The sequence below is a fragment of the Chryseobacterium sp. FW101-FHT12H09 genome (assembly GCF_058790395.1).
On sequence record NZ_JBYTCP010000003.1, the window covers coordinates 66,763 to 85,165 of the forward strand.

General features: G+C 37.6%; 16 protein-coding genes. 15 read left to right on the top strand and 1 reads right to left on the bottom strand.

The features are described from left to right. The first annotated feature begins 15 nt into the window (after positions 1 to 15). The 6 genes from AC3WRL_RS10985 (at position 16) to AC3WRL_RS11010 (ending at position 6,466) form a co-directional block, all read left to right on the top strand. Positions 16 to 921, top strand: a complete 906-nt coding sequence (locus tag AC3WRL_RS10985; protein WP_492330283.1) for a dihydrodipicolinate synthase family protein — start codon at positions 16 to 18, stop codon at positions 919 to 921. 17 nt (positions 922 to 938) lie between these two features. Further along, complete coding sequence (locus AC3WRL_RS10990; RefSeq protein WP_492330284.1) at positions 939 to 2,420, top strand: aldehyde dehydrogenase (NADP(+)); 1,482 nt, start codon at positions 939 to 941, stop codon at positions 2,418 to 2,420. A 5-nt stretch (positions 2,421 to 2,425) separates the two neighbouring features. After that, positions 2,426 to 3,424 carry a 4-hydroxyproline epimerase gene (locus AC3WRL_RS10995; protein WP_492330285.1) on the top strand — a complete coding sequence of 333 codons (999 nt, stop codon included), beginning with the start codon at positions 2,426 to 2,428 and terminating at the stop codon, positions 3,422 to 3,424. 8 nt (positions 3,425 to 3,432) lie between these two features. Continuing rightward, positions 3,433 to 4,698, top strand: coding sequence for an NAD(P)/FAD-dependent oxidoreductase (locus AC3WRL_RS11000; RefSeq protein WP_492330286.1), 1,266 nt, complete (start codon positions 3,433 to 3,435; stop codon positions 4,696 to 4,698). Positions 4,699 to 4,732: 34 nt separating this feature from the next. Continuing rightward, positions 4,733 to 5,716: a CE1 family esterase gene (locus AC3WRL_RS11005; protein ID WP_492330287.1), complete on the top strand. Its 984-nt coding sequence runs from the start codon at positions 4,733 to 4,735 to the stop codon at positions 5,714 to 5,716. Between the two features lie 255 nt (positions 5,717 to 5,971). Further along, positions 5,972 to 6,466 (top strand): GNAT family N-acetyltransferase, encoded by a 495-nt coding sequence (locus AC3WRL_RS11010; protein ID WP_261512300.1) that lies wholly within the window; start codon positions 5,972 to 5,974, stop codon positions 6,464 to 6,466. Positions 6,467 to 6,969: 503 nt separating this feature from the next. On the opposite strand, the gene AC3WRL_RS11015 is transcribed toward AC3WRL_RS11010, so the two are convergent. Continuing rightward, positions 6,970 to 8,319, bottom strand: coding sequence for a hypothetical protein (locus AC3WRL_RS11015; protein ID WP_492330288.1), 1,350 nt, complete (start codon positions 8,317 to 8,319; stop codon positions 6,970 to 6,972). Between the two features lie 366 nt (positions 8,320 to 8,685). Here AC3WRL_RS11015 and AC3WRL_RS11020 point away from each other — a divergent pair, with 366 nt between their 5' ends. The 9 genes from AC3WRL_RS11020 (at position 8,686) to AC3WRL_RS11060 (ending at position 18,213) form a co-directional block, all read left to right on the top strand. After that, the gene (locus AC3WRL_RS11020; RefSeq protein ID WP_492330289.1) at positions 8,686 to 9,102 is read left to right on the top strand and encodes an RrF2 family transcriptional regulator; all 417 of its coding nucleotides are present in this window, start codon (positions 8,686 to 8,688) and stop codon (positions 9,100 to 9,102) included. A 79-nt stretch (positions 9,103 to 9,181) separates the two neighbouring features. Next, positions 9,182 to 9,895, top strand: a complete 714-nt coding sequence (locus AC3WRL_RS11025; RefSeq protein ID WP_492330290.1) for a phosphoadenylyl-sulfate reductase — start codon at positions 9,182 to 9,184, stop codon at positions 9,893 to 9,895. A gap of 8 nt (positions 9,896 to 9,903) precedes the next feature. Then, positions 9,904 to 10,812 (top strand): sulfate adenylyltransferase subunit CysD, encoded by a 909-nt coding sequence (gene cysD / locus AC3WRL_RS11030; RefSeq protein ID WP_492330291.1) that lies wholly within the window; start codon positions 9,904 to 9,906, stop codon positions 10,810 to 10,812. 117 nt (positions 10,813 to 10,929) lie between these two features. Beyond that, a complete protein-coding gene (locus tag AC3WRL_RS11035) occupies positions 10,930 to 12,168 on the top strand; it encodes a sulfate adenylyltransferase subunit 1 (RefSeq protein ID WP_214824702.1) in 1,239 nt (412 codons plus the stop codon). Between the two features lie 3 nt (positions 12,169 to 12,171). Further along, the gene (gene epsC / locus AC3WRL_RS11040) at positions 12,172 to 13,002 is read left to right on the top strand and encodes a serine O-acetyltransferase EpsC (RefSeq protein ID WP_492330292.1); all 831 of its coding nucleotides are present in this window, start codon (positions 12,172 to 12,174) and stop codon (positions 13,000 to 13,002) included. Positions 13,003 to 13,027: 25 nt separating this feature from the next. Beyond that, a complete protein-coding gene (gene cysK, locus AC3WRL_RS11045; RefSeq protein WP_492330293.1) occupies positions 13,028 to 13,939 on the top strand; it encodes a cysteine synthase A in 912 nt (303 codons plus the stop codon). A 25-nt stretch (positions 13,940 to 13,964) separates the two neighbouring features. Further along, entirely contained in the window at positions 13,965 to 14,810 is an 846-nt protein-coding gene (gene cobA / locus AC3WRL_RS11050) for a uroporphyrinogen-III C-methyltransferase (protein ID WP_214824694.1), read from the top strand. Further along, positions 14,800 to 16,509: a diflavin oxidoreductase gene (locus AC3WRL_RS11055; protein WP_492330294.1), complete on the top strand. Its 1,710-nt coding sequence runs from the start codon at positions 14,800 to 14,802 to the stop codon at positions 16,507 to 16,509. Before cobA ends, AC3WRL_RS11055 begins: the two co-directional genes overlap by 11 nt. A 30-nt stretch (positions 16,510 to 16,539) precedes the next feature. Next, the gene (locus tag AC3WRL_RS11060; protein ID WP_492330295.1) at positions 16,540 to 18,213 is read left to right on the top strand and encodes an NADPH-dependent assimilatory sulfite reductase hemoprotein subunit; all 1,674 of its coding nucleotides are present in this window, start codon (positions 16,540 to 16,542) and stop codon (positions 18,211 to 18,213) included. Positions 18,214 to 18,403 lie beyond the last annotated feature (190 nt).

Below are 18,403 nucleotides of genomic sequence, written 5' to 3' on the forward strand. Positions count from 1 at the left end.
TAAACATAATTTAATATGAGTACAAAACTTAACTGGGAAGGTATTTATCCAGCCGTATTAACACCTTTCACAAAAGAAGGTGATATAGATTTTGAAATGTTCGCTAAAAATACTGAAGCTCAGATTAAAGCTGGTGTCCATGGGATTATCCTTGGGGGAACATTAGGAGAAGCAAGCGTATTAGAAACAGAAGAAAAGTTTGAACTTTTAAAATATGCAAAGGATATTACCGCCGGAAGAATTCCTGTTATTCTCAACCTTTCTGAAAATACAACGAAAAACGCAACAAATTTCGCAAAAAAAGCAAAAGAAATAGGTGCAGACGGATTAATGTTGCTTCCACCTATGAGATATAAGGCAGACAGCCGTGAGGTCGTAGAATATTTTAAAGCAGTTGCAATGGCAACAGATCTTCCTATCCTTATTTACAACAATCCCGTTGATTATGGGATTTATGTAACGCTTGATATGTTTGAAGAGCTTATAGCTTATCCTACTATTCAGGCGGTGAAAGAGTCTACAAGAGATTTAGCAAACGTGACCAGAATGATCAACCGCTTTGGTAAAAGAATTAAAATCCTTGGTGGAGTCGATACCATTTGCCTTGAAACTTTAATGCTTGGAGCTGACGGCCTTGTTGCAGGTTTGGTAGATGCATTCCCCAACGAAACAATGGCCATGTATAATCATGCTAAAGCTGGAAATTATGATAAGGCCATTGCCATTTACAGATGGTTCATGCCTTTATTAGAGCTGGATATTCATCCTAAACTGATTCAATACATTAAACTTGCAGCAACCGCAGAAGGAATAAGTAACCCCTATGTCAGAGCTCCAAGACTGGAGCTGTATGGTGCCGAAGCCGAACAGATTAATCAGATCATTTCGAATGGTATAGCCAATCGCCCGGCATTAGATTAACATCAGAAATAAAAACTATGATTGAAGAAACATCAAAAGAAATTATTGATCAGAGGATTCAGATGGCAACGGATGCTTATCAATTTCTGAAGAATACGACAATAAAAGAACGTGCAGTGTTTATGAATACTGTAGCGGATAAAATTGAAGCTTTAGGAGAAGAACTCCTGATGACAGCTCATGAAGAAACGTCGTTACCTTTAGCAAGACTAACCGGTGAAAAGGCAAGAACAATAGGGCAGTGGAGAAGTTATGCAAAAGCAGTATCAACAGGAATTTATACAGAAGCAAGGATTGATCTTTCCCAACCTGAAAAACAAAAAGGGGATCTGAGAAAATACAATATAGGAATAGGTCCTGTTGTTGTTTTCGGAGCCAGTAACTTCCCGTTTGCATTTTCTACAGCAGGAGGAGATACAGCGAGTGCCATGGGTGCGGGAAATCCTGTACTTGTAAAAGTTCATCCAGCTCATACCAAGACCTCACAAATAATGGCTGATGCTATAACAGCTACTGTAAAGGAACTCGGATGGCCGGAAGGTGTATTTAGTCATATTACCGGAACATCTAATGATATTGGTGCTTACTTAACGAAGCACAAAGACATAAAAGCGGTAGCATTTACGGGTTCATTTAATGGCGGAAAAGCCTTGTTCGATTTAGCGAATCAACGTGAGGAACCTATTCCCGTATTTGCAGAAATGGGCAGTATCAATCCTGTGTTTGCTTTTGAGCATTTACTGAAAAACAGAGCAGAAGATCTGGCAAAAGAATATGCATCTTCCTTAACATTAGGCGTTGGACAGTTTTGCACTAATCCAGGTGTTTTTATTGCATTAAAAGGAGAAAGCCTGAATAGATTTATAATGGCATTAAAAAATGAAATTCCGGGTATTGCTCCTGTCAATATGCTTCATAAAGGTATCTTTGAAAACTTTGAAAAACTGAAGCGTATTGCTTCTACACAATCGGAAGTGGATGTAATTACAGAAGTAAATGCAGAAGCAAACGAATGGCAGGGACGAGCTATTGTTGTAGAAACTACGGGAAAGAATTTTATTAAAAATAATATTTTAAGTGAAGAAGTTTTCGGCCCGTTCGGTATTATTGTAGCTTGTGAAACACCGGAGGAAATACTACAGATTGCTCAACATTTGAAAGGACAGCTCACCATAACCATAACAGCTACAGAGGAAGATGTACGTCAAAATATTAAATTGATTAATATTTTGAAAGATAAATGCGGCCGGCTTTTATTCAATGGGATGCCGACCGGTGTCGAAGTCGTTTACGCCATGCAGCACGGAGGACCTTTTCCATCAACTACCGATGCGCGTTTTACATCGGTAGGACCGGATGCTGTCAAACGATTTGTCCGTCCTATTTCTTTTCAGAATTGGCCGGAGGAATTTTTACCGGAAGAATTAAAGAATGTAAATTCATTGCAGATCAGCAGAATTGTTGATGGTGAAATTCATTCAGGATCATTAAAATTATAACCAAGATGAACAGAACTTTTTTTTGCATAGATTCCCATACCTGTGGTTGCCCGGTACGTCTCGTAGCAGGTGGTGGACCCATTCTGAAAGGAAATTCAATGATGGAACGCCGACTTCATTTCATGAAAGAATATGACTGGATTCGTAAAGGATTGATGTTTGAGCCGAGGGGGCACGATATGATGAGTGGAAGTATCCTTTATCCTCCAATTGATGAAGCTAATGATATCGGCGTTTTATATATTGAAACCAGTGGATGTCTTCCTATGTGTGGACATGGAACGATAGGAACCGTAACAATTGCTATAGAAGAGGGTTTGGTCGTTCCAAAAATTCCCGGAAAATTAAGACTTGAAACCCCAGCAGGACTGATCTTGATCGATTATGCTCAGGAAGGAGAGAAAGTAAAGTCTGTAAAATTAACGAATGTAAAATCTTTTCTTTACGCAGAAGATCTGGAAGTAGACTGTCCGGACTTAGGATCCATAAAAGTAGATGTAGCTTATGGTGGAAACTTTTACGGCATTATTGATCCTCAGGAAAATTTTGGAGATATTTCCGATTTTACAGCAAGTCAACTCATTCATTATGGAAAAATAATCAGAAAACTCCTCAATGAGAAATACATCTTTACCCATCCAGAAGATGAAAATATTTTTGGATTAAGTCATATCCAGTGGACCGGTACACCTACAGATCCTAAAGCGAGCGGAAGAAATGCTGTTTTAGTTGGTGAAAATGCTTTGGACCGTTCACCTTGTGGTACAGGAACCTCAGCAAGAATGGCTCAATGGTATGCTAAGGGGAAATTAAAAGAAGGGGAAGAATTCATCCACGAAAGCTATATCGGTTCTCAGTTTATCGGACGGATAGAGGGAACGGAAACCGTTGATGGAAAATCAGCTATTATCCCTTCGGTTGAAGGTTGGGCAAGAATTACAGGGTATAACCATATTATTATCGACGATGAAGATCCTTATTGGTTAGGATTTCAGGTTATGTAAGCAAACAAATGACACAAAATAAAGGAAAAGCACTGGTTATTGGTGCCGGAATAGCAGGACTCAGCTCTGCATATTACCTCTTAGAGAAAGGCTGGCAGGTAGAAATCCTGGAACAAAATGATCTCACCAATAATTGTTCATACGGCAATGCGGGAATGATTGTTCCTAGTCATTTTACCCCGTTGGCAGCACCTGGAGTCGTTGCTCAGGGAATACGCTGGATGTTTGACAGTAAAAGTCCATTTTATGTAAAGCCCTCATTAAGTCCACAATTAATATCCTGGGGAATCAAATTTTTAAAACATTCTAATCAGAAACATGTTGATCGCTCTGCTTCTGCAATCAGAGACCTTAATTTAGCCAGCAGCCAGCTTTATAACCAAATTGCCCAAAAAGAAGAATTTGATTTTGAGCTTACTCAGAAAGGCCTTCTAATGCTATATAAAACAGAAAAAGTAGCTGAAGAAGAGATAGAGCTTGCTCATACAGCGGTTAAATTGGGTTTATCTGTTGATATCCTTGACCAAAAAGGGATCGAGGAACTGGAACCGAATGTTAAACTGGATATTATTGGTGGCATCAATTATAAATGTGATGGCCATATGAATCCGGTGAAACTGATGAAACAACTGATTACTTATCTTAAAAATAATGGTGTTGTTTTCCATACTCAACATAGAATTACAGGATTTGAGACCCATGGAAAAAGAATTAGAGCCGTTATTGCTAACGGTGAAAAATTCACAGCTGATCAATTTGTGATGACGGGAGGTTCGTTTCTTCCTGAACTGGCAGAAAAAGTGGGTATAAAAATTCATTTGATGCCCGGCAAAGGGTATTCATTTATGCATAAACCGGAAAATCCAGACAATAGGATAGAGCGAGCCGCTCTTTTACTGGAAGCAAGAGTAGCTGTGACTCCTATGGGTAGGCATATCCGATTTGGAGGGACTATGGAATTGGCACCCCATCGTAGTAAAATTAATATGAATCGGGTAGAAGGGATTGTACAGTCTATTCCGAAATATATGCCCGAATTTCAGATCGAAACACCTAAGGAATCTGATATTTGGTTTGGCTACAGACCTTGTGCTCCTGATGGGCTTCCTTATTTGGGAAAGGCATCAAAACTTGAAAATTTAATTATTGCAGGTGGTGGTGGAATGATGGGATTAAGTCTGGGACCTGTTTTTGGAAGAACAGTTTCTGAAATTGCGGATGGCCAAAAGCCAACTGCAGATATCAGCTTATTTAATCCTCAAAGATTTAGCTGATCTGATACAATAGGCACACCAAATTTTTTAATATATGAAAACAAAAAATGTACTTACAGGCTATCTATTGAAGTTAGTTTGTTTAATCAGCTTTGTATTCTTCTATGCTTGCGAAAGCAGAGACATTACACCAGCCAGAGATGAATCACCTACAGCAGGTAAAACTGCTGCTGTAACCTCTTACACCAGCGGACAGAAACAGCACGATTTCTCTTCCAGTGCGGGAGGAACAAGAAGTTACTACCTATCTGTACCTGAAAATTATGATAGTGAGAAGAAGTATCGCCTTGTCTTTGTTTTCGCAGGAACAGATACAACAGGACATGAAATGCAACAATGGATGGGACAAGGATGGAACTCCAGCACCCCCGGTCTTGAAAAATTAATGGATAATACCATATTTGTTTATCCTGATCAGGAATACACTTGGGATGGTGATAAAGGTTGGGCTATGGGAGATTATGCTTTACCTTATCAGGGATCGGAAGATATCCAGTTTACCAAGGAACTTTTGAATCTTATCAAATCAACCTACTCGATTGATCAAAACCGTATTTTTGCTACCGGACACTCTTGGGGTGGAGATATGACTAATGTTACTGCTTATTTCTTAAATGGAGTATTTAAGGCTATTGCTCCGGTTGCATCTAACAGACCATTCTGGTTTAAAAATAGTAATGGTAATTATGTTGCTAATTCTAATTATCATGGAAACACAACTGTGTGGATTTTCTTTGGCCTTGGTGACGATCATTTTGGTAACACCAGTCCTAATGGACTCTTCGGAAAAGAGCAAGCAGATTTCTGGAGACTGAAAAACGGAACAAGCAACAATCCAACATCTACATCAATTGGCAGTGGTAATGATACGACAAAGACCTATAGCGGCGGTACAGCAGATGTAAAACTTACGCTTTATGCAAGTGGGCAGTATTCAGGAGGAGGTAACTCTCTCTTAGGTCACCAACCACCGGATTATTACTTCAAAGCTGTAACCGACTGGTTCAAAAGTTTCTAACCCATTAACCACCCCAACTATTATAGCATAACAAAACAAAATTCCCCTCCCTCGGAGGGGTGGCAAATCAAAGATTTGACGGGGTGGTTACTACTATATCGAATATAAAAATAATTTTGAGTTTTGGATGATGTTTGGGCTTAATGATCAGCAATGATCTTAAGCCCTTTTTTTAATAGTTATTCTCACATTTTCATCACTTAATTCTCGGTATTTTGATGTATTTTTATGGGCTTAAAAAACTTCATTATCCTTATGCAATATAAAGACGATTCGATCACCATACGTGAATTTACAGCTCAGGAATTAACTTTGTTCTTATCACTCTTTGAAAACCCAAATGTTACTCAATTTCTTCCCTATAAAAGTAACGAAGAATATATAAAAACGTTTCAAAAATCATTGTCAGATTATCATGAAGGACCATTCAGCAGATGGGGTATCTTTAATACTGAAGATAATGACTTTGTGGGAATGTGTGTCGCAAGAGTTTTTGTGGACAATCCTGAACAAACAGAAATTGGATATGTTGCCAATGAAAAGTATTGGGGAAAGGGCGTAGCCACTAAAATATGCAAAGCACTTGTTGACTATTGTGTTTCACTAAATGACAATAGGGATATTGTTGCTGTTACTGATCTTGATAATATAGGATCTCAAAAAGTTCTTACAAAGAATGGATTTATCCGAATAGAGAATTTAGTACGGGAAAACGAGGTGGTAGCTTACTTTATATTTCAGAAAGATTAAATGAGAAATGGTTAATCGCAAAGACGCTAAAATCTTTAAAATCATAACGTTTTTAAGGCGCAAGGATTTTTATCTTCGATAAAAATTTAAAAATATCTGCTTAATCCGCTAAATCTGCGAGATAAAAAATCTTTTTTTTAACCACAAAAGTCACAAAAGCCTTTATTTTAAACACTTTAGAACACTTAAGTTTTCCTAAGCTAAATGAATAACGTTTTAAAGATCACAGAAGAAGAAAATCAAAGATTTTCAAAAAACTAAAGTGTACTTATTATTCGCAAGGCTTTTCACTTAAAATAACTTAAGTGTTATTTAAATAGAAACAACTTCTCGATACGGTTTTCCAAAACCTACTCGAAGGGACGAATCGAGCCCTCAGTATAAACCCTGCCGAAAATCTTTGATTTTCTTGCGCCTTAAAAACAGCATCCTAAAGAAACCTTTGCGATTAACCAATGACTCGCTATAACAAAGTTCGAAACTTATCTTAACCTAAAATGTTATTAATTCCCTTGTTTTAAACGGTTAGCCAAAGCTCTCTTATTCACATAATAATTTCTAATACCTGTAGAAATTTGCAACGAATAATCTGTCGTTGTATATTCTTCTTCTTTGAATTTTATGACATTGGCACCCGATGGAACATCCATAAAAAACTGTTTGAACGATTCAGGAGAATAATTAAGTCTTGTTGTACTTGCTTTAAAATCACCTAAAGGCAGAGTTACGCCTTTGCTACTCACTGATGCATTCCCATGACACGAAATACATGATGATATTGAATTATCAATAGGCCCGTTTAACCTTCCTCCCAATCCATGATATTTGAGATAAGCTGCTGTTTTGTCTGTTTTGTCTTTTTTCTCAGAATGTATTAATGAAGCATTAATAAAAGACTCTTTAAGTTCCTCATTAATAAATGCACCATCACGATGTATATCTTTTGTTATCCCTGAGTCGTTTCCCCAACTTAAACCAACAGGAACCATTCTATCCCAAACCGTTTTCCCTTTACCTGACCCATCATACATAAATGTCCCGTATACCCAACCTGTTTTTAATGCTCTCTTATCTTTAATTGCAATATCGATCTGAAGCAGTCTAACAGTTCGATCAGTTCTTGTTTTATCTGTACACTCTGCATTAGGATTGTATGAATAAATATTAGCTTTCCATTCCAGGGTATTTTTTAGAAAAGGGACTTTACTGAGAGTCCCGTCCGTAAACAACAATTTAAAGCTTACTGTTCCTTCCGGAAAGTTTGATTTTCCAGGAGCCGGATTCTGGTTGGGAGCAGGCCAAACTTGGCCTATTGTATAGCCTCCCGGAGCGTTATACATTCCTACTGCCCAATTTTCCAATTCGATGTCCTGTTGATCGTGTATTTTATATTTTGGTGTGGCAAACTCCCTTGTCAGGCCGTGAATATATTCACGTCCATTTCCTATATATTCCTTATTCAGGTACTTTCCATCATCATCAAGCCATGGGGCATGGTACCACTTTCTTATTTTATTTTCCTGACCTCTAAAATCAACCTCTCGGTTACCTTCCAAACAATAATTCAAAACCGTTTGCATGTAGAGCTCGGGTTCTTTTTTGAAGTCGATACTTTGCCATGGATAATTTTCTACAACCAATGTTTTTGGATAATCCTGGCTAAGCTCAAACGTTTTCATTCCCGATGGGGGAGTATAATTTGCATTATAGCTAGGAAACAAAGATTGAGTATAGGTGATCTTTTTCGTTGTGGAAATACCTTTGGATGGATTAATATTTTGGATGGATTGTTTGCAGCTGAATAAAATAATAAGCAGTATTAAAGTGCTTAAAAAGCTAAATTTTTGTTTCATATATAGTTTGATTTTAAATTCAAATCCTTCTATAACACAGTTTTATAAATCTTTATTCCATTATGAAAAATACATCTTTTTAAAATTAAAAAATGCAACGACCAGGTTAAGTTTATCGAAAAACAGTTAAACGAAGGCAATAAACTTTTAAGGGTATCATGTTTTTAAAACGCAAAAGTCGCAAAAGTTTTTTGAGACACTTTACAAAACGTAAGAAAGTGTAAAATCTACTGCACAATAAAGAACACATAAACAGAAAATCAAAGATTTTCAAAAAGACTTAAGTATTCTTCCTATACAACAAGAACACGCCCAATCTGAAAAACATTTCAATAATAAAAGAAAATGTTATAACTTGCGTCTATTATGATGTCCAAACGTTGCAAATATGCTTTAAAAGCAATGGTCAGATTAGCAAGAAATTACAATCAAGGCTTTTTGTCTACATCTATTATTGCACAAGATGAACATATTCCAAGAAAATTTTTAGAGCAAATTCTTTTAGAGTTAAAGAGGGTAAAACTTGTTAATAGTAAACAAGGGAAAGCAGGTGGTTACTATTTGCTAAAATCTCCTGATGATGTCTCTTTAGCTGATATTTACCGGATTTTTGACGGTCCTATAGCATTGGCTCCATGTGTTTCCTTAAACTTTTATGAACCTTGTGATGATTGCGTAGATGAAGAAACCTGCTACCTTAGAAAAGAGTTTATTATTGTAAGGGAAAAAACAAGGAAAAGCATGATGGAGGCCACTCTGACTTCGTTTATGAAAAAAAGTTAGTTTTTTTTAATTTTAAATACTACTAATTTGGTAGGATTAATAGGATTATATATATTTGCAGGAATAATTTCAATCCCAAATGGAAAATAATCTGAAAACAGAATTCGAAGAACTGCTTAAAAAAGCCTCTGACAAGGCTATTAATACCGATTTTCTACAAGTACTTGTAGAGAGATTTCCGCGTAAGGTCACTTTTTCCACCAGCTTTAGTTATGAAGATCAAATTGTAACTCATTTGATCAAAAACCTAGATGTGGACATTTTCACACTGGATACAGGAAGACTTTTTGAACAGACTTATGAAACCTGGACAGCCAGCAGAGCATTTTTTAAAAAAGAAATCAAAGCCTATTATCCTGACACAGAAGAAATAAGAGAGTTCGTTTCTCAGAACGGACCCAATTCTTTCTATCAATCTGTGGAGCAGAGGAAGGCATGCTGCACGATCCGCAAAGTTCATCCTCTGAAAAAAGCATTGCAAGGATACAAAGTTTGGATCACTGGTTTAAGATCAGAGCATTCTACCAACAGACAAAATATGCCACAATTAGAATGGGATGAAGATAATCAGATCATCAAATTTCATCCATTGCTTCACTGGACTTCAGAACAGGTTTTAGAATATGTTCAGGCATATCATTTACCTTATAATTATTTACATAAAAAAGGATTTGTCAGTATTGGATGCGAGCCCTGTACCAGAGCAATAAAAGAAGGAGAAGATTTCAGAGCGGGCCGATGGTGGTGGGAAGATGCGAATAAAAAAGAATGCGGATTACATATTCATAAATAAAAATAAACATGTCAATATATCATTTAAATTACCTGGATCAGTTGGAATCCGAATCGATTTACATCTTACGGGAAGTAGCAGGACAATTTGAACGTCCTGCCTTGTTATTCAGCGGTGGAAAAGACAGTATTGTACTGGCTCATCTAGCTTCAAAAGCATTCCGCCACGGAAAAATTCCTTTCACATTTGTTCATGTGGATACAGGACATAATTTCCCTGAAGTTTTAAGCTTCAGAGATCAGCTGGTCAGCGAACTGGATGTCAATCTTGTGGTTCGTAAAGTTGAGGATACGATCAAGGAAAAAGGTTTAACAGAACCTAAAGGTAAGTTCCCCAGCAGAAACTGGCTGCAGACCTATACGCTGCTTGATACGATAGAAGAATTTGAATTTGACTCCTGTATTGGAGGTGCCCGCAGAGATGAAGAAAAAGCCCGTGCTAAGGAAAGGATTTTTTCTGTCCGCGATGAATTTGGACAATGGGATCCTAAGCTTCAGCGTCCGGAGCTCTGGAATATTTTTAATGGAAAAACTCAGAAAGGAGAGAATGTAAGGGTTTTCCCTATCAGTAACTGGACAGAACTTGATGTCTGGAATTACATCCGCAGAGAAAAAATTGCGCTGCCTTCCATATACTTTTCGCACGATAGGGAAGTAGTTGATTTCAATGGACAATGGATTGCCAATTCTGAATATGCTTCTTTGGAAAACCACGATTTTATTACCACAAAAAAGATACGTTATCGTACCGTGGGAGATATGACATGTACTGCAGCAGTTGAATCTCACGCATCGACAATAGACGCAGTGATAGAAGAAATCGTTGCCACCAGAATTTCCGAACGTGGAGAAACCCGAATAGATGACCGGGTAACAGAAGCCGCAATGGAAGACCGGAAAAAAGGAGGCTATTTTTAATAAGCAATGAATAATGAGCAATGAGTAATAAAATAGAAGTTGATCATATTACTCATCAACCATTACTTATTACTTATGAATTATAACTCATCATTCATAACTCATAACTCAAAAAAGATGGATATTTTAAGATTTATAACAGCAGGAAGTGTAGATGATGGTAAAAGTACCCTTATCGGAAGACTGCTTTACGATAGTAAAAGTATTTTACAGGATCAGCTGGAAGTACTTGAGAAACATTCTAAAAATAAAAACGAAGATGGGGTAGACCTAGCTCTATTAACCGACGGTTTACGTGCTGAAAGAGAGCAGGGAATTACCATTGATGTTGCTTACAGATACTTTTCAACCGCCAAAAGGAAATTTATTATCGCTGACGCTCCCGGCCATGTACAATATACCCGTAATATGATTACTGGAGCTTCTAATTCTGACCTGATGGTCATTCTTATTGATGCCCGAAAAGGAGTGATCGAACAAACAAGAAGGCATTCAATTATAGCTTCATTGCTTAAATTGAAAAAAGTAGCTGTAGCCATCAATAAAATGGATATGGTCGATTATTCACAGGAAGTGTTTGAAACCATAAAAGCAGATTACACAAAAATTGCCAATAGCCTTGGATTAAATGATGTAAGCTATTTTCCCATTTCAGCACTTAAAGGAGATAATATTGTTTCGGTATCATCCAGAACAGACTGGTATGAAGGAGAATCTCTTTTGGAATATCTGGAACAGGTGACCCTTCATGACGAATTAAATAGCGGAAGCCGTTTTCAGGTTCAATATGTGATCCGACCTCAAACAGAAGAATTACATGATTACAGAGGTTATGCAGGACAGATATTAAGTGGTCAATTCAGGAAAGGAGATAAGATCCATATTCTTCCGGCAGGTTCAACCAGTGAAATTGCTAAAATTGAGATCAATGGAATTGAAAGCAATGAAGTATTTGAAGGACAGCCTGCCGTAATTCATATAACAGAAGATCTGGATATCAGTAGAGGCGATCTATTTGCTACAGGAGAACAGCTTCCCATTATCGAAAAAGATCTTGAAGTTCTTTTATGCTGGCTTGATGTAAAATCATTACAACCAGGCAATAAATATTTGCTACAGCAAAACAGCAGGTTAGTAAAAACAGTAGTAAAGGCAGTAGATTATAAGATCAATGTCAATACACTTATACAGGAAAAAGCTGAAGGTGAGATCAAACTGAATGAAATCGTTAAAGTTACCCTAAGAACAGCACAGCCTCTGGTTTACGATAGTTTTATAGATAATAAAAGAACAGGATCTGCAATTTTGGTGGATGAAACCTCCAATTCAACTGTTGCAGCATGTATAATTCAATAAAAAATGGCAGTATACAATAACTTAATTGACAAAATCCGTAATAACAAACAAAGTAATAGTCACATTTCTTTTGATAAATCAAAGGCTAAAAATTTTGTTAAGCATTTGTACGAAGTACTTTTTATTTCTGAGAAAGAAGATATAGCAGATCAGTTGGAAGAAAATTTCGCCAAACTGTATGGCAGCCTTTTTTGTCTGATCAACAGCATAACTGATGATGAAGAAATTACTGAAGTACAAACAGACCGTTTTTTTGAGACTTTGCCTGAAATCTATGATCAACTGATTCAGGACGCTCAATCTATTTTGGAATTTGATCCTGCAGCAGATTCTCTGGAAGAAATACTTCTTGCGTACCCGGGATATTTTGCAACCTATGTTTATCGTATTTCCCATCAGTTTTGGAATCAGGAATTAAAAATATTGCCTCGTGTCATTTCAGAATATGCACATAGCAAAACAGGAATCGACATCCATCCGGGAGCGGTGATCGGAGCGTATTTTTTCATCGATCATGGAACCGGGATCGTCATTGGAGAGACCGCTGTCATTGGAAATCACGTTAAACTTTATCAGGGCGTAACCCTTGGAGCCTTGAATGTTTCCAAAGAAAAAGCCAACAAAAAAAGGCATCCTAATATCCAAGACCACGTCATTATTTATTCAGGAGCGACCATTTTAGGAGGAAATACAACCATAGGCAAAGAAAGTATCATCGGCGGTAATGTATGGATAACGCAAGATGTTCCTTCCAACTCCTTGGTTTATAATAAAAGTGAAATAAGAATAAAGGATAATAACATGTTGCCGGAGTCACTCAACTTCGTCATTTAAAATAGAAAATAAAAATTGTATTGGTATGAAATTTCAGAACGCACTAGAAACGATTGGAAATACGCCAGTCGTAAAAATTAACAAGCTTTTTAATTCAGACCATGAGGTCTGGATCAAATTGGAAAGGGTAAATCCGGGTGGAAGCATCAAAGACAGGATCGCTTTAGCCATGATAGAAGATGCTGAAGCAAAAGGATTATTGAATAAAGACAGCACCATCATAGAGCCCACAAGTGGAAACACGGGAATAGGACTTTCATTGGTTGCTGCCGTAAAAGGATATAAGCTTACTCTGGTAATGCCCGAAAGCATGAGTATAGAACGCCGTAAAATTATGGAAGCTTACGGAGCTGAATTTGTGTTGACCCCGAGAGAGAAAGGAATGAAGGGCGCCATCGAAAAGGCCAATGAATTAGCACAGGAAACACCCAATTCATGGATTCCAAAACAGTTTGATAATCCTGCCAATGTCAAAATCCATGCTGAAACTACAGCACAGGAGATCTTAAAAGATTTCCCTGAAGGCTTGGATTATATTATTACTGGCGTAGGAACAGGTGGTCACATCACAGGAATTGCAAAGGTTTTAAAACAAAAATATCCCAATATCAAAGTGATCGCTGTTGAACCTGACTTATCTCCTGTATTAAGTGGCGGAAGTCCTGCACCACATCCTTTACAAGGTTTAGGAGCTGGATTTATTCCATCCATATTGGATATTACTGTTCTCGATGGTGTCATTACTGTGGGCAAGGAAGAAGCTTTTAAATATACGCTGGATGCCGCAAAAAAAGAGGGCCTCTTTGTTGGAATATCTACCGGAGCTGCTTTAGCTGCCATTGCTAAACATCTACCGGAAATAAAGACTGGTTCTAAAATTCTAACCCTCAATTATGATACTGGTGAAAGGTATCTGTCCATTGAAGGGCTCTTCTAACTTCTTCAACTAACACAGATTTTCAATGAATACACATTTAAAAACACCTAAGGTTTACCTTATCGGTGCAGGACCCGGCAACCCCGATCTGATCACAGTAAAGGCAGTAAAAGCAATTGCTAAAGCAGATGTTATCTTATGCGATCGTTTGGTAAGCCCTGAGATCTTAGAGACGTATGTAAATACATCTACAGAAGTGATCTATGTAGGTAAAGAATGCAGTAAAAATGCATCAACACCTCAATCTCGCATTAATACTTTAATAGTAGACTATGCACGTCAAAATAAAACGGTTGTAAGGCTAAAAGGGGGAGATGTATCCATATTTTCTAATATTCTGGATGAATTACAAACTTTGAAGGAAAATCATATTCCATACGAAATTATTCCGGGGATTACTGCTGCTTTAGGTGCTGCCGCGTATGCAGGCATGCCTCTAACAGCGAGAGGATATGCTACATCTGTTCGATTTTTAACCTATTACAAGTCGGAAATTCTTACCGCTGAGTATTGGAAAGAACTTGCTGCCACGAACGACACCCTTGTTTTTTATATGTCTAAAGGCAACCTTACTGATCTTGTTGAGAAGTTTATACACCTGGATATTTCAAAAGAGAAAAAAATTGCAATCATTGAACAGGCTACAACCCCTTATCAAAAGGTATACACTTCTTCTTTCGATGATTTTGAAGCAAACTTTTCGAACAAAACCTTTGCTTCACCTTCACTCGTGGTCATAGGTAAGATCGTTAACCTGCATGAGGAATTTTCGTGGCTGAAAAATACAGAAAAAGAAGGCCTTTATTTTAAATCAGTCGTGAATGGAAGCTTAATACCAAAAACTCAAAACTTTTTCGAATATGCTGTCTGAAACAAAATTTAATATACTAAAACAGATATCAGGTGATTTTTCCAGAGATGAAACCATCTGGGCAAGTGGCTACCTGGCCGGTCTTGTGGCCGCTCCTTTAACATCGGTTCAGCCTCCTCAGCAACTGATTCATGCAGATCAGATCACAGTAAAGAAAATTACATTGGCCTACGGTACTGAAACCGGAAACGGCAAGAAGCTGGCAACGGGCCTTGCAGGAATTATTAAGAAAAAAGGAGTTCAGGTTAAACTTGCTGATCTTTCTCAGTACAAACCTAAAGACCTGGGTAAAGAAGAGTTTTTCTTTGTTATTATCAGTACACAGGGCGAGGGTGATCCCCCGGTTCTGGCTAAAAAATTCTACGATCATATTCATGAGAATGAAATCGATCTCACTCATCTCAAGTTTGGGGTTTTGGCATTGGGAGACAGCAGTTATCCTTTGTTTTGTAAAACAGGAGAAGATATAGATTACCGCTTTGAAACATTAGGAGCTCAACGTATAATCCCATTGAAAAAATGTGATATTGATTATGAAGAAGAAGCTGGTAACTGGATAGAACATATCTTTGAAACGGTAAATAAAACCACTCAGAATAGTATAAAAAATACTTCGGCACCAAAAACTTCAACAGGCAGAAAAAAATACCATGGAAAGGTTTCAACAATCATCAATCTGAATGATATTACTTCTGAAAAAGAAACCTATCATATAGAAATTGAAACCGAAGAAGCACTGATTTATCATCCAGGGGCAGCTTTGGGTATTTTACCAATCAATTCGAAATCTGTAGTAGAAGAAATTATTGAACTGACAGGAATTGATCCTAAAAAACAGATTGAGACATCAAAAGTCACCGCCAATGTAGAGGAACTTCTGTACAAACATCTTAATATAAGTTATTTACTTAAAACCGTCGTTGCTCAATACGCAAAGATCACAGGCCACTCAATTCCGGAAGTCCGCTTGGGTCTTATCGACCTGCTTCGGATCTATCCGGTGAAAAATGCTGGCGAATTTGAGCAGGTCATTCCGATCTTAACGGGTCAGTCACCCCGTCTGTATTCTATTTCTTCTTCTTTGGAAGCTCATGGTGAAAATGAGATTCATATCACCGTTGCCAAGTCAGAGTTCTTACTTGATGATCAGAAACAAAATGGCCTATGCAGTGGATTTCTCAGTGGATTTACGGAAGGAGAAAGTCTTGAATTTTATATTCAGGAAGCTGGACATTTCAGATTGCCTGAAACAGATAAAGATATCATTATGATTGGGCCGGGAACTGGCATTGCACCTTTCAGATCATTCCTTTGGGAGCGCGATGCGGTAGGGGCAGAAGGAAGAAACTGGCTATTTTTTGGAGACAGGAATTTCATCTCAGACTTTCTTTATCAGTCAGAAATGATTGATTTCCTGAAAACAGGAACACTAACCCACCTAGACATGGCATTCTCCAGAGATACAGCCGAAAAAGTATATGTTCAACATAAACTGAAACAAAAAGCTCAGGAAGTATTCTACTGGCTTGAAGGCGGAGCATCTGTTTATGTATGTGGTACTAAAGAACCGATGAGCGGGGATGTTGAAGACACCCTTTTGAATATTATTCAGAATCAGGGAAAACGCAGTAAAGAAGAGGCTCTGATTTATCTCGAAGAAATGGAACTCAATGGCAGATATGCTAAAGATGTTTATTGAATCACGTCGTAAAATTAAAAGAAAGCAATTATGAGCAATAAAGATAACCTTTCGCCGGTAGAAAGGATTAAAACCGGCAGCAATGGACTCAGAGGAACTTTAAAAGAAAGTCTCGCAGATGACTTTACAGGATCTATAAGAGAAGATGATCAAACCCTGATCAAGTTTCACGGAATGTATCAACAGGACGATAGAGATAGAAGAGAAGAACGTGTAGGCAAAAAACTGGAATGGCTTTATTCTTATATGATCAGGCTAAGGCTTCCTGGTGGCTTTTTAAATTCCGAACAATGGATTGGGTTGAATAAGATTGCCGAGGACCACTCCACGGGAACCATAAAAATAACCACAAGGCAAACCATTCAGTTGCATGGAATTTTAAAATCCCACTTAAAACCAACCATACAAAATTTCAATTTGCAACATCTCGATTCTATTGCGGCCTGTGGTGATGTGAACAGAAATGTCACCTGTACGGCAAATCCCTCAGAGTCACCATTACATCACGAGGCTTATGAACTGGCAGGCAAAATAAGTGAAATGTGTCTTCCAAAGACAAAGTCCTATTATGACATCTGGATCGATGATGAATTAATTGTCGATAGGAAAGTGGAAGAAGATCCTCTCTATCAGGACAGATACCTTCCCCGGAAGTTGAAAATCGGAATTGCCATCCCGCCCAACAATGATGTGGATGTATTCATTAATGATATTGCATTGATTGCCATTATTGAGGACAATCAAATCGTAGGGTATAATATTGCCGCCGGAGGTGGATTGGGAGCAACGCATGGAAATGAAGCTACGTATGCACGTCTGGCTTCTGTACTGGGGTTTGTAGATACTGAAGAGAAAGTTTTAAAAACCGTATATGAGATTATTACGGTACAGCGAGACTTTGGAAACAGAAATGATAGAAAACTTTCAAGATTAAAATATACGATCGATAAACTGGGAATTGATGGATATAGGGCTGAAGTTGAGAAAAGAACAGGTTTTGCTTTTGAACCTGCCAGAACATTCAGGTTTGAGCAAAGAAAAGACCGTTACGGCTGGATACAAAATCATGAAGGAAAATGGTTCTATACTGTGTTTGTTGAACATGGAAGAGTTTTAGACATCGAAAAATATCCTTTAAAATCTGGGTTATTAAAAATTGCAGAAGCAGGCAAAGTAAATTATCGTTTTACCTGTAATCAGAATCTTATACTCTCCGATATTGAAGCGGTAGACAAACCTGAAATTGAACGCCTTCTGAAAGAATTTGGAATTTCAGACTCTACTGAAGGTGCCAGTGCTCTCCGTAAAAATTCAGTTGCCTGTGTGGCATTAAATACTTGTTCATTAGCATTGGCTGAAGCACAGCGTTATCTGCCTTCTTTAGTGACTAAAATAGAACCGGTGCTCGAAAAATATGGCCTTTTACAGGAAGATATTACAATAAGAATGACGGGATGTCCCAATGGCTGTGGAAGATCTCCTAATGCAGAAATCGGATTTGTGGGAACAGCCTATGGAAAATACAATCTTCATATTGGTGGGGACAGACTAGGAATGCGTCTCAACACCAAATTCAAGGAAAATATTGGTGAAGAAGAGATCCTGGAAACGCTGGATGAACTTTTTGGAATTTATGTAAAGGAGAAACTTGCTGAAGAAACATTTGGAGATTTTTCATATCGATACTTACAAAACTTAAATTAATGAAGCTCCTAAAAATTCAAACACATCATCATTATGCTCTCATAAAAACTAAAATTGAAAATATGACCCATCTTATTGACCAACATAAAAAAACTAAGAAATTCGATCATCATCTTTTAGGTATGCGAATGTGTATGTGTTGTTGATTTTTAATCAATAATAACATTAAAACTATTTAAACTGATTTAAA

Bases quoted from the DNA above. Each gene is read 5' to 3' on its own strand.
- AC3WRL_RS10985 (WP_492330283.1), top strand. From the start codon at position 16: ATGAGTACAAAACTTAACTGGGAAGGTATTTATCCAGCCGTATTAACA.
- AC3WRL_RS10990 (WP_492330284.1), top strand. From the start codon at position 939: ATGATTGAAGAAACATCAAAAGAAATTATTGATCAGAGGATTCAGATG.
- AC3WRL_RS10995 (WP_492330285.1), top strand. From the start codon at position 2,426: ATGAACAGAACTTTTTTTTGCATAGATTCCCATACCTGTGGTTGCCCG.
- AC3WRL_RS11000 (WP_492330286.1), top strand. From the start codon at position 3,433: ATGACACAAAATAAAGGAAAAGCACTGGTTATTGGTGCCGGAATAGCA.
- AC3WRL_RS11005 (WP_492330287.1), top strand. From the start codon at position 4,733: ATGAAAACAAAAAATGTACTTACAGGCTATCTATTGAAGTTAGTTTGT.
- AC3WRL_RS11010 (WP_261512300.1), top strand. From the start codon at position 5,972: ATGCAATATAAAGACGATTCGATCACCATACGTGAATTTACAGCTCAG.
- AC3WRL_RS11015 (WP_492330288.1), bottom strand. From the start codon at position 8,319: ATGAAACAAAAATTTAGCTTTTTAAGCACTTTAATACTGCTTATTATT.
- AC3WRL_RS11020 (WP_492330289.1), top strand. From the start codon at position 8,686: ATGATGTCCAAACGTTGCAAATATGCTTTAAAAGCAATGGTCAGATTA.
- AC3WRL_RS11025 (WP_492330290.1), top strand. From the start codon at position 9,182: ATGGAAAATAATCTGAAAACAGAATTCGAAGAACTGCTTAAAAAAGCC.
- cysD (WP_492330291.1), top strand. From the start codon at position 9,904: ATGTCAATATATCATTTAAATTACCTGGATCAGTTGGAATCCGAATCG.
- AC3WRL_RS11035 (WP_214824702.1), top strand. From the start codon at position 10,930: ATGGATATTTTAAGATTTATAACAGCAGGAAGTGTAGATGATGGTAAA.
- epsC (WP_492330292.1), top strand. From the start codon at position 12,172: ATGGCAGTATACAATAACTTAATTGACAAAATCCGTAATAACAAACAA.
- cysK (WP_492330293.1), top strand. From the start codon at position 13,028: ATGAAATTTCAGAACGCACTAGAAACGATTGGAAATACGCCAGTCGTA.
- cobA (WP_214824694.1), top strand. From the start codon at position 13,965: ATGAATACACATTTAAAAACACCTAAGGTTTACCTTATCGGTGCAGGA.
- AC3WRL_RS11055 (WP_492330294.1), top strand. From the start codon at position 14,800: ATGCTGTCTGAAACAAAATTTAATATACTAAAACAGATATCAGGTGAT.
- AC3WRL_RS11060 (WP_492330295.1), top strand. From the start codon at position 16,540: ATGAGCAATAAAGATAACCTTTCGCCGGTAGAAAGGATTAAAACCGGC.